Annotated in this window: 6 protein-coding genes and 1 pseudogene; 5 read left to right on the plus strand and 2 right to left on the minus strand. The window is 65.9% G+C overall.

What is annotated here, in order from left to right; genetic code table 11:
- Window positions 1-173: 173 nt before the first annotated feature.
- On the plus strand, window positions 174-3,506 hold the full coding sequence (locus tag LK459_RS12850) for an arabinosyltransferase domain-containing protein (protein WP_227918675.1): 3,333 nt from the start codon (window positions 174-176) through the stop codon (window positions 3,504-3,506).
- A complete protein-coding gene (locus LK459_RS12855) occupies window positions 3,496-6,873 on the plus strand; it encodes an arabinosyltransferase domain-containing protein (protein ID WP_227918677.1) in 3,378 nt (1,125 codons plus the stop codon). Before LK459_RS12850 ends, LK459_RS12855 begins: the two co-directional genes overlap by 11 nt.
- 26 nt (window positions 6,874-6,899) lie before the next feature.
- On the opposite strand, the gene LK459_RS12860 is transcribed toward LK459_RS12855, so the two are convergent.
- Window positions 6,900-7,946 carry an ABC-2 transporter permease gene (locus tag LK459_RS12860; protein ID WP_227918678.1) on the minus strand — a complete coding sequence of 349 codons (1,047 nt, stop codon included), beginning with the start codon at window positions 7,944-7,946 and terminating at the stop codon, window positions 6,900-6,902.
- Between the two features lie 64 nt (window positions 7,947-8,010).
- On the opposite strand from LK459_RS12860, the gene LK459_RS12865 reads away from it, so the two are divergent.
- The 3 genes and pseudogenes from LK459_RS12865 (at window position 8,011) to LK459_RS12875 (ending at window position 10,939) form a co-directional block, all read left to right on the plus strand.
- Window positions 8,011-8,487, plus strand: a complete 477-nt coding sequence (locus LK459_RS12865; protein WP_227923731.1) for a glutathione peroxidase — start codon at window positions 8,011-8,013, stop codon at window positions 8,485-8,487.
- 72 nt (window positions 8,488-8,559) lie between these two features.
- Window positions 8,560-10,152 (plus strand): annotated as a pseudogene (locus LK459_RS23395) (flavin-containing monooxygenase).
- A gap of 13 nt (window positions 10,153-10,165) precedes the next feature.
- Window positions 10,166-10,939, plus strand: a complete 774-nt coding sequence (locus tag LK459_RS12875) for a glucose 1-dehydrogenase (RefSeq protein WP_227918679.1) — start codon at window positions 10,166-10,168, stop codon at window positions 10,937-10,939.
- Window positions 10,940-10,960: 21 nt separating this feature from the next.
- On the opposite strand, the gene LK459_RS12880 is transcribed toward LK459_RS12875, so the two are convergent.
- Window positions 10,961-11,854 (minus strand): alpha/beta hydrolase, encoded by an 894-nt coding sequence (locus LK459_RS12880; protein ID WP_227918680.1) that lies wholly within the window; start codon window positions 11,852-11,854, stop codon window positions 10,961-10,963.
- Window positions 11,855-11,865 lie beyond the last annotated feature (11 nt).

The raw sequence follows: 11,865 nt of genomic DNA on the forward strand, positions 1-11,865 counted from the left end.
TCCCTCTCCGGCGTCCGCGGGAAGCGCGACGATCTGCCGGTGCCGCGGGCACCTCACTGCATCCAGCGTGCCGACGCATCGTCGAATGCGCATGCGACTGTGGCGGGAGACACGTACCGGCCGAAACGGGACCGACTTGGTTTTGTCACAGACAACCTGACTAGCATTCGCGTGTGACCGAATCGCCGGAGAAGACGACAGCACAGCTGCCCACCCGTCGATCCGACGACCCGTCGAGCCGCGCACAAATGCTCTCACCTCGCACGACAGCGATTGCCGCCGTCGTCGCCGGGGTGATCGCCATCGTCGCAGCCGTACTGACCCCGTTTCTGCCCGTCACGACGACAACGGCAACCGTCACCTGGCCGCAGGGACAGACACTCGGCGCGGACAACGCCGACATCACCTCGCCGCTCGTCGCCCAGATGGCGCAGGACCTCGACATCACCATCCCGTGCACATTGCTGCGTGCTGCGCCGACCGACGCGTCGTCGACCGTCCTGACCACGATGCCGCCTGCCGCGAAGAACCAGCGGGCGTCCGCGCTGAACGTGACAGCCGACGCCAACACGGTGACTGTGACGATGCGCGGCGACACGGTAGCGTCCGCCCCGCGCGCAGATGTCGCGTCCGCTCGGTGCACTGAACTACACATCTTCTCCTCGGCCGCGGGTTCCGGTGCGCGCTTCGTCGGACTCGGGCCGGTGCAGATGGCTCCGGAGGCTGATCGGCCACAGGTCGCCGGTGTGTTCACCGACGTCGCGGCGTCGACGATCACGTCGACGCCGGGCCTGTCGGTGCGCATCGTGGTCGACGACCGGTTCGATTCGAGTCCGTCGGTCATCAAGTGGCTCGTGATGATCATCGGTGTGCTGGCCGCGATCGTCGCGCTCGCCGCGCTCGCGCTGCTCGACCGCATCCACGGATATCACCGACGAATCGGCCGGGTGCGCTGGCTTGCACTGCTGCGGCCCCGCGTCACCGACATCGCCGTCACAGCGATCCTCGTCATCTGGCACTTCCTCGGCGCGGGCTCGTCCGACGACGGATACATCCTGAACATGGGCCGAAACGCCGAGCACGCCGGCTACCTGGCCAACTACTACCGCTATTACGGCATCCCCGAGGCGCCGTTCGACTGGTACTACGACTTCCTCGCCCACTGGTCGTCGGTGTCGGCCACCGGCGTCTGGATGCGGATCCCGTCGTTGGTCATCGGGCTGGTGAGTTGGTTCATCCTGAGCCGCGTGCTGCTGCCGCGGCTGGGACGGGCGGTCCGCACGTCGCAGTGGGCGATGGTGACCGCGGCGGCGGTGTTCCTCGCGTTCTGGCTGCCCATGTGCTCGGGCCTGCGCAGTGAGGGCGTCGTGGTGCTCGGCAGCCTGCTGACCTGGTGGGGTGTCGAGCAGGCGATCGCCACCCGGCGCATGCTGCCCGCTGCCGGAGCGGCGTTCGCGGCCGCGCTGACCCTGGCCACCGCACCCACCGGTGTCATCGCGATCGCGCTGCTGATCACCGGCGCGCGGCCGATGCTCAAGATCCTGGTTCGACGACGCCGGGAATCCGGACTGGCCTCGCTACTGCTGCCGCTGCTCGCCGCTCCGGCGATCGTGCTCATCATCGTGTTCCGCGACCAGACGCTGGCGTCGGTGTTCGAGGCCATCCGTGTGCGATACACGGTCGGCCCGACGCTCGAGTGGTATCAGGAGCTGCTGCGCTACTACTTCCTCGCCGTCAACACCCGCGACGGTTCGCTCGTGCGTCGTGTCCCGGTGCTGTTGCTGCTGGTGTCGTTGTTCGTGGTGCTCGTGATCATGCTGCGACGCAAGCAGATACGCGGAGTCGACGGCGGGCCGGTGTGGCGGATCACCGGCGCGGTGCTCATCACCATCGGTCTGCTCTCGCTGACCCCCACCAAGTGGACCATCCAGTTCGGAGTTTTCGCGGGCCTCGCCGCGGCGCTGGCGGCGGTGGCCTGCGTCGCGATCGGACAGGTGGCGCAACGCAATACACGCAACCTGTCGATCCTGATCGCAGGCCTACTCGTCGCCTGTGCCGCGGCCGCAGCCGGTTACAACGCGTGGCCGTGGGCATACGATTTCGGTATCTCGTGGTTCGACAAGGCGCCGGTGGTAGCCGGCCTGCAGGTCTCGTCGCTTCTGTTGGGGCTGGCCGTTGTCGCGCTCGTCATCGCGATCTGGCAGCATCTGCGCCTCGACTATGTCGCCGACACCGGGCTGCACCACGACGCGGGCAAGCCACCCAAGCGGTGGCGCATCGGTGTCGCGTCGTCGCCGATCGCCGTGATCGCGGTGATCATCCTGCTGGCCGAACTCGCAGTCTTCGCCAAGGCCGCCGTCGCCAGAGCCGATACGTACTCGGTGTTGAAGGGCAACGTCCATGCGGTGACCGGGGGTTGCGGCATGGCCGATTACGTTCTGGTGGAACCGGATTCGAACAAGGGGAGCCTGTCGCCGGTCGACGGGGTCTCGGCGTCGAAGGCTTTGGAGGGTACCGCGCGGGGATTCTCGCCCCAGGGCGTCGCCGACGACCTCACGCCGGAAGCCGATTCGATCAAGCCCGGTACGCAGAACACGTCGGCTGATCTGTCGAAGACCTTCGTGATCGCCGGAGGCGCGCCCGGCACGACCGGTGGTCGGGGACCCGAGGGCGTCAACGGCAGCACCGCGGCGCTGCCGTTCGGGCTCGATCCCGCGACGACGCCGGTGATGGGCAGCTACGGAACCGCCGACGGGCAGGCGTCGCTGACGACCGACTGGTATCGATTGCCTGCGCGCGATTCGGCACCGCTGATCGTCATCACCGCTGCAGGTGCACTCGCGTCGACAGACCCCGACGGGGTCACGACCTACGGGCAGTCGTTGCAGGTGGAGTTCGGCGTCGACCGTGGCGGACAGTTCGAGCAGGTCGGTGCGTCGGTGCAGCCCATCGACGCCGACCGTAAGGCGAACCGGCCGTGGCGCAACCTGCGCATCCCGATGTCGTCGGTGCCCGCACAGGCGACGGCGATGCGGATCGTGGCCACCGACAACAACCTCGATCCCGACCAGTGGCTCGCGGTGACGCCGCCGCGGGCTCCGGAGCTGAAGACGTTGCAGGAGGTCGTCGGATCGTCGGACCCCACACTGGTCGATTTCGCGGTCGGTGCGGCGTTCCCGTGTCAGCATCCGATGGATGCGAGCAACGGCATCAATCAGACCCCGAAGTGGCGCATCCTGCCGGAGCTGTCTGTGGCGAACTCGCAGTCGAAGACGTGGATGGCCACGGTCAACGGCGGTCTGCTCACCACCGCGGAAGCACTGACCACGCCGTCGACGATGTCGACTTATCTCAAGAACGACTGGTACCGCGACTGGGGCAGCCTGCAGCAGCTGTCGCCACTGGTGCCCGACGCGGTACCCGCAGCGGTGCGTACCGGAACGTCGACCAGGTGGGGCTGGGATCGCCCCGGAGCGATGCAGGTGGTGCCGCAAGATGATGAGTGAGACGTCGGTGAACGCACACGGCAAAGACACAACGGGGGCAGGCGGATCAGTGGACTCCGACCCGTCGTCGAAGTCGGCGCAGCGCATCAGGATCTCTAAGATCGTCGCGGTGGTCGCCGGTGTCGTCGGCATCGTCATCGCGCTGCTGACCCCGTTCCTGCCGGTCAACTACACCAAGACCGAACTCGCCTGGCCGCAACAGAACTCGGTCGGCAGTGTGGCGGCCCCCAGCGTGTCCTTCTCGCCGGTGTCGATGGACGTCACCGTTCCCTGCGCGCTCGGCAAGAGCCTGCCCGCGTCGGGCGGCGTCATCGTGTCGACGGTTCCGTGGAACGGGGCCGATGCCAACAAGGTGGGATTCTTCGTCCGCGCCACCCGTGACTCCTTGCAGTTGACGCAGCGAAACATCGTGCTGCTCAGCGCGCCACGTTCCGCTGCGGAGAACTCGCCGGACTGCAGGGTGGTCTTTCACGCCGACACCGACGGCGCTGCGGGCAGATTCGAGAACCTCGCGAACACCGACACCGGACTCGGCTCCTTCGATCTCCGCGACGCCACAGCGCGTCCGCAGATCATCGGCGTCTATTCGCAGTTGCCTGCCAATGCACCGACCGACGGTCTCTCGTTCCGCGCGACGCTCGACACGCGGTTCGTGTCCACGCCGACGACGCTGAAGTTCTGGCTGATGGTGATCGGCGTCGTCATGACGATCGCCTCGATGCTGGCACTCGCCGTACTCGACGCACGGGATGGACGCGGAGTGCGCGGGCGCTTCGCGAAACGATGGTGGCGACCGCGTTGGGTCGACGCCTTCGTGACACTCGTCCTGCTGATCTGGTTGTTCGTCGGTGGCAACACCGCGGACGACGGCTATCAGGTGACGGTGGCTCGCGTCGCACGTAACGCCGGCTATCTGGACAACTACTACCGCTACTTCGGTGTGCCCCAGGACCCGTTCGGCTGGCACTATCAGTACCTCTCGCTCTGGATGCAGGTGAGCACCGCGACACCGTGGCTGCGTCTGCTTCCGTTCCTCTACGCCGTCGTCGGCTGGTGGCTGATAAGTCGGTGTGCCATCCCGCGGCTCGGCCACGCTGTCCGTACGTCGCAGTCGGCCATCTGGGCCGCAGCGCTGGTGTTCCTCGCGGTCTGGATGCCGTTCAACAACGGCCTGCGCGTCGAACCGATCATCGCCGTCGGCACGCTGCTGGCGTGGGTGCTCGTGGAACGGGCCATCGCGAGCGGCCGCTTCTTCCCGCTGACGCTGGCGATCGTGGTCGCGGCATTCACGCTGACGATCCACCCGACCGGCGTGATCGCGGCGATTCCGCTCATCGCCGGTATCCGGCCCCTGCTGAAGCGACTGATGATCCGACGACGCCGCGATGGATTGTGGCCCATCCTGGTACCCATACTCGCGTCCGGCCTCGTCGTGCTCTACGAGATCTTCGCCGACCAGACGCTCGCCTCGATCCGCGAGGCCATCAGGGTCAACTCAGCTGTCGGCCCCACCAACAAATGGTGGGAAGAGGGCATGCGCTATTACATGCTCATGAACCCCACCGCCGACGGTGGTATCGCGCGCCGATTCGGTGTCCTCATCACCTTCGTGTGTCTGATCGTCGTTGTGGTCATGCTCCTCAATCGTCGCAGGCTGGCCGGAATCGCGTCGGCGCCGACGTGGCGACTGGTCGCGACCGTCGCCGGTACCGCTGTGATGATGGCCTTCCTGCCTACCAAGTGGACTCACCAGATGGGGGTGTACGCCTGTATCGCAGGAGCGTTGGCCGCGGTCGCGACCGTGTGCGTCGACCGTACGGTGATGCGCCGACGACGCAACCGCACGCTGTTCGCGGCGGCATGCGCCTACGTTCTCGCACTCGCATTCTCCGGGCGGAACCAGTGGTGGTACGTCGGCAGTTACGGGATCCCTTGGCGGGACGCCGTTCCCGATGTCAAGGGCATCCCCGTCTGGGCCGTCATCCTCACGGTGGCAGTGCTGCTGACCCTTCTCGGTCTGTGGCAACACTTCCGTGACGACTACGTGTCCGACGACGTCAGGCGCGGGGAGGAGCGTGTCTCGAAGAACCGGTGGACATCGTGGCTGCGCTCGCCGTCGATCATCGTCGTATCGGTCATCATGCTGCTGTTCACGCTGGTCTCCTTCGCGAAGGCGGACTGGACCCAGCGTCATTCGTGGTCGTGGCTGAGTTCCAATGTGGCGGCAGTGCGCGGTCAGCCGTGTGCGCTCGCCGATTCGGTGCTCGTCGAGAAGGATGTGAACTCAGGTCTGCTTGCGCCGGCCCGCGTTGCAGGGCAGGACAATCCGTCACCGGGCGCGGCGCTTGCCGGAGCCGACATGACTGGCTTCGATCCGAACGGAGTGGGGTCGGACCTCTCCGACGACGGAACCGAGTCCGAGGATTCCTCGACCGGGACGTCGTCGGCCGAGATCGACCGGACGCAGTCGGATGCAACGGATCAGACAGGTTCGGACACGTCGAGTCCGTCGAGTGACACCGCGGGCGGCACGACGTCGACGACAGGTGTCAACGGCTCCAGCGTGAAGCTGCCCTTCGGGCTCTCGCCGCAGCGCACCCCAGTGCTGGGAACCTACGGGTCTGCTTCGGGCACAGGCAATCTGACATCGGACTGGTACCAACTGCCCGAGCGGAGCGCCGACGCGCCACTCATCACGATGTCGGTCGCCGGACAGATCGAGTACATCGACGACCTCGCGGTCACCCGATCGGGTCAGCAGGTTCGACTGCAGTTCGGTCGCGTCGGTCCGGACGGAACCGTGACCCCCGCGGGGATCATGACCCCGATGGACATCGGCGGTGCCCCGGCTTGGCGCAACCTGCGTTTTCCGCTCGACGGTGCGCCGCAGGGCGCGACAGTGGTCCGGGTTCTCGCCCAGGACACGTCGACGAACTCCGACCAGTGGTTGGCCGTCACACCGCCGCGTGTGTCGAAAATGGTGACGCTCGACGATCTCGTTGGCAGCGAGGCTCCCGTGATGATCGACTGGGAGGCGGCGCTCGCGTTCCCGTGCCAGCGTCCTGCACAGGTACACAACGGTGTGCTGGAGACGCCCGAGTGGCGCATCTCCCCGGACCGCGAGGGGGAGCGCGTCAACTCGCAACGCTGGATGGCCGGAACAGCCGGCGGACCACTCGGCATCGTCGAGAACCAGTTGCGCCCAACTGTGTTGCCCTCATACCTGCGCAACGACTGGGCGAAGGACTGGGGCATGCTCCAGCGACTCACGCCGCTCGTGCCGCAGAAACCGGCGCAACTCACGGTGACGACCGACGTCCACAACGGACTGTGGTCACCGGGACAGATACGCGCCGTGGGGTTCTGACGTGCCGTCCTCGGGCCGGTGAGGTGTCAGGCTGCGCCGATGTCGGCTGTGGCCGCCGTGCGAGAGGTGGCGTGGCCGCGTACGCGCCGCTCGAACAAATAGACCGCAATGCTCACCACGGACCACAGGACGAGCACGAGGAATGGCCAGAGATGTTGGTGTCCGCGGAAATACACCGCGGTGTGCAGTGCGTTGACCGACGCCCCCGGCGGCAGCCAGCCGCCGATGGTCGCGATGACCCGCGGCAGTAGCGGCCACGCCACCGAGCCGCCCGACGACGGATTTCCAAGTAGCACCATGACTGCCCAGGTCGGTAGGATCGCCCACCTGCCGAACATGGAGCTGAACATCGTGAAGATCATGCCGCAGGTGAACATGGTCAACGCCAGGATGAGCCACACCTCGAGTACCGGCAGGGTGAGTGCCCCGATGATCCAGTCGATCATGGCGCAGATGGTGAAACCGCCCAACAGCGAGTAGAGGGCTGTGAAGCCGATTCTCTCCCACGGGCGCAGCTTGTTGGCGTGCACGCCGAGTTGGATGGCGCCGACGAACCCGATGATCACTGCGGCGAGCATCATGTAGAAGATGGTGAGTCCGTGCGGATCTCGCGGTTGTAGTGGGTTGGCGTCTCGGACGTTGACCGTGTAGCCCAGTCCCGCGGTCGCCTGGGGCGTCGCCTGCTCCAACAATTGCGCCACGGTGGCACCGGATGCACTCGAGACGGCGACATCGACAGTCCGCGTGTCGACGTCGATGTCGACGACGGCGAAGACCTGCTGGTTCTGCAGTTGGTCGAACGCTTCGGCATCGGTGGCCACGTGACGGACGTCGAGTGAGCTACCGAGTTCGTGTGCCAGCTTCAGCTCGACCTCCGCCGACTGCGACCCCGGGAGTGTGCCGACGACGGCGATCGGTACGCGTTCGGGTTTCGGGTTGGCCGTCGAATACGTATACGAGCCGACGAAAAGAGCCGCGGCGATGCCGAGGATGGCCACGATCACCAGTGCGGGTGCGAACCGCGACGTGCGGACGGCGTGCCATGTGCTTCGGAACTGATCTGCGGTGCGCACTCCTCAAGGCTATTCGGTCGTCGGATAAGCTGTGGACAAGTCGATCGACACCGGGGGTATCGCCATGACGAGTGCATACGACTTCACCGCGACGGACATCGACGGCAACACCGTCGACCTCGCCGAGTTCCGCGGTCGGCCGCTGTTGATCGTCAACACGGCGTCGAAGTGTGGCTTCACCCCGCAGTACAAGGGGCTCGAAGAGCTCAGCAAGACCTACGCCGACAGCGGGTTGGTCGTGCTGGGTTTTCCGTGCGATCAATTCGCACATCAGGAGCCGGGTGACGAAGCGGAGATCAAGAGCTTCTGCTCACTCACCTACGACGTCAGCTTCCCCATGTTCGCCAAGGTCGACGTCAACGGCTCGGACGCACACCCGCTGTTCGCGTGGTTGCGGGAACAGAAATCAGGCGTGCTCGGCAACCGCATCAAGTGGAACTTCACCAAGTTCCTCGTGAACCGCGACGGGCAGGTCGTCGACAGGTTCGCGCCGACGGTGAAGCCCGAGAAGCTGACCGGAGACATCGACAAGGTGATCTGAGTCGCGACCGGTTCGGACCGAAACCACGAAGAGACGTCATACACCCATAGTCGAAGCGTATGGTCTGCGGGTGTGAGCGCAGATGCCGCCGAACGCGGGCAGTCCGACACGGAACTGCGCCGATTGATCGGCCTGCCCTTCGACGACCCCGATGACGTCGTTCGCGCAGCCGTCGAGGAAGCCAGTGTTCCCGCGCTCCTGATGTCGATGGTCCACATGACCGGTGATGTCGGACTGCTCGACGAGCTGCCCGGTCCATACGCGCTCATCGCGATGGATCTACAGGGGGCCATGAGTGAAGACGACAAGAACCGGGTTCGACGCCGCGCTTTCGAGGTGATCGTCGACTACCGCGACCGCGGGTGTCCGCCGCCCTTAGTCCCGGACGATACCGATCTGAGTCGGATGCTGGCCGTGGTGAGCGCGGGAACGGTGCCCGACGAGTTCCTCGACTACGTCGCCGCCGACCTGCGATTCACTCCCGACGACCAGCCGGTCGCGGAACCGGTATCGACACCACGGCAGCGCGCCGCATTTCCCGTCGGGGTGATCGGTGCGGGGGAGAGTGGAATCCTGGCGGGTATTCGCCTGCGGCAGGCGGGGATTCCCTTCACGATCATCGACCGTAACGACGGCGTCGGCGGAACCTGGCAGACCAATCGCTATCCGGGATGCAGGGTCGACATCCCCAGCCAGTACTACACGTATTCGTTCGAGCCGGCCGACCACTGGGCTCATCACCATGCGACGCAACCCGAGATCCTGGCTTCCCCGACGTACCGGGTGCCGAGAGCTTCCCCGGTCCCGCGTTCCACACCGCCGACTGGCACGACGACGTACACCTCGATGGCCTACGGGTTGCGGTGATCGGTGCAGGCGCAAGCGGATTCCAGCTGGTTCCGGCGATCGCGGGTCTCGCGGCGCACGTCGACGTCTATCAGCGGACCCCGCAGTGGATGGCGCCCAACGTCGACTATCACGCCCCGGTCGGTGACGGCGCCAGGTGGGCGATCCGACACCTGCCCTACTACGGACGCTGGCTACGCTTCATCTCGTGGTGGCCGATCGCCGACGGTGCTCGAGCTGCCACCATCGTCGACCCGGAGTGGGACTCCGGCGGCGTGTCAGTCAGCGCGGCCAATCATCAGATACGCGAGATGTTCATCGCGTGGATGCGGGCATTCACCACAGACGAGGGACTGCTGGCGAAGGTCACTCCCCGCTATCCGCCGATGGGTAAGCGGACGCTGCAGGACGACGGGACCTGGCTCACCACCCTGCAGCGAGACGACGTCGACCTCATCACCGAACCCATCCGCGAGATCAGCGGTGACGCAGTGATCACCCGGGACGGCGTCCAGCGTCGCGCCGATGTCCTCGTCTGGGCAACAGGTTTCGACGTCAATTATCAGTTGGGTGGGCTGTCGGTGCGCGGTCGTGACGGCATCGACCTCGCCGAGGCGTGGGGCGACGATCCGTACGCGCGAAAGCAATCGGAAGCGGCTCGCCGAGATGGTCTACACCTACGAGGGTGTGTCGAGCTACTACCGGAACTCGCGTGGCAACGTACCGTCACTGCTCGGTGCGCGCATCGTCGACCTCTGGCGCTGGACCAGGCGCGTCGATCCCGACGACTACAACCTGTTCAATCCCCCCACCGGATGACAAGGGAGAGAAGATGAGTGACCGACTGGCCGGAAGAGTGGCGTTGATCAGTGGCGGAGCTCGGGGAATGGGCGCCTCGCACGTGCGGGCGATGGTCGCGCAAGGTGCGCGGGTCGTCGCGGGCGACATCCTCGACGACGAGGGGAAGGCGCTCGCCGACGAGGTGGGCGACGCGGTGCGCTATGTCCACCTCGACGTGACCGAGCCCGACGACTGGCGTGCCGCCGTCGACCTGACGGTGCAGGAGTTCGGTTCGCTCGACGTGCTGGTGAACAACGCAGGAATCGTGAACTTCGGACTCTTCGAGGACTACTCGCTCGACGACTGGCGCAGCATCCTCGACGTGAACCTGACAGGCGTCTTCCTCGGAATCAAATCAGTTGTGCCGCAGATGAAGAAGCAGGGTGCAGGGTCGATCGTCAACATCTCGTCGATCGAGGGGCTCGCGGGGACGATGGCATCGCACGGCTATACGGCGTCGAAGTTCGGTGTACGGGGGATCACCAAGTCTGCGGCGCTGGAGCTGGGTCCCAGCGGCATTCGGGTCAACTCGATCCATCCGGGACTGATCAGGACACCCATGACCGAGTGGGTGCCGGACGACATCTTCCAGACAGCGCTCGGAAGGGCCGCTGAACCGTCGGAAGTGTCGGCGCTCGTCGTGTATCTCGCGTCGGACGAATCGAGTTACTCGACGGGCTCGGAGTTCGTCGTCGACGGCGGGGTGGTTGCGGGATTGGCGCACAAGGATTTCGGTACCCTCAACGGATCGACATCGGCCGACTGACGGGCGAAACCCGATGCGCTGTCAGCTCACGACCGTCTCGAGTCGCGTACGCAGGAACGTGCGCAGCGAAGTGTTGAACCTCTGAGTGGTCGGCGCTTTCGGTGCCAACTGATCGAACGCGTGGAAGGCGCCCGGCGCGATCTCGACCTCGCACGGGACGTCTGCCGCGCGGAGGCGTCGAGCGTAATCGAGTGTCTCGTCGTGGAACAGGTCGCACGTTCCGACACCGAGCCAGGTCGGCGGGAGGCCGCCGAGGTCGCTACGGCGGGCGGGCACCGCCACGTTTCTGTCCGCGGAGCCGAGATAGAGATCCCACGCCCGCTGATTGTCGCGCTCGGACCACAGTACGCATCGACGTCCACTGGGTGTGGAGGCCGTACGATCGTCGAGCATCGGGTACACGAGAACCTGTGCGGCAAGCGGGATGTCACCGCGATCACGGGCCAACAGGGCCAATGCCGCGGCGAGGCCGCCGCCCGCACTGGCACCTCCGATCGCGATACGGTCGCGGTCGACCCACGGCTGTTCGGCCAGCCAGGAGAGTGCGGTGTAGCAGTCTTCTGAGGGCGTCGGATACGGGAATGCCGGTGCAAGTCTGTAGTTCACGGCAGCCACCGTGACGCCCGTGGTGTCGGCGAGGTCGCGGCAGTAGACGTCGTCTTGACCCGCCGAGCCGAGAACGTATCCGCCGCCGTGGATCCACAGCATCGCCGCGCCGGTGACCTGCGCTCCGGCGGGTCGGTGCAGACGGACAGTGACGCCAGGAGCGATCGCGACGGTCGGGACACCGCGCAGTCTGGACAGCTTCAGTCCGCCAACGCGCAGGACAGGGATCGGGAGGTGGCGCAGTCCGAGCCCGTGTGGAATCCAGCGGGCAGTGCGTCGGAGATCGGGCGCGACATCGGAGGTGGTCATCGCCGCGACTA

Source organism: Gordonia otitidis (assembly GCF_020735545.1).
Lineage (GTDB): Bacteria > Actinomycetota > Actinomycetes > Mycobacteriales > Mycobacteriaceae > Gordonia > Gordonia otitidis.

Bases quoted from the DNA above. Each gene is read 5' to 3' on its own strand.
- LK459_RS12855 (WP_227918677.1), top strand. From the start codon at position 3,496: ATGATGAGTGAGACGTCGGTGAACGCACACGGCAAAGACACAACGGGG.
- LK459_RS12865 (WP_227923731.1), top strand. From the start codon at position 8,011: ATGACGAGTGCATACGACTTCACCGCGACGGACATCGACGGCAACACC.
- LK459_RS12875 (WP_227918679.1), top strand. From the start codon at position 10,166: ATGAGTGACCGACTGGCCGGAAGAGTGGCGTTGATCAGTGGCGGAGCT.
- LK459_RS12880 (WP_227918680.1), bottom strand. From the start codon at position 11,854: ATGACCACCTCCGATGTCGCGCCCGATCTCCGACGCACTGCCCGCTGG.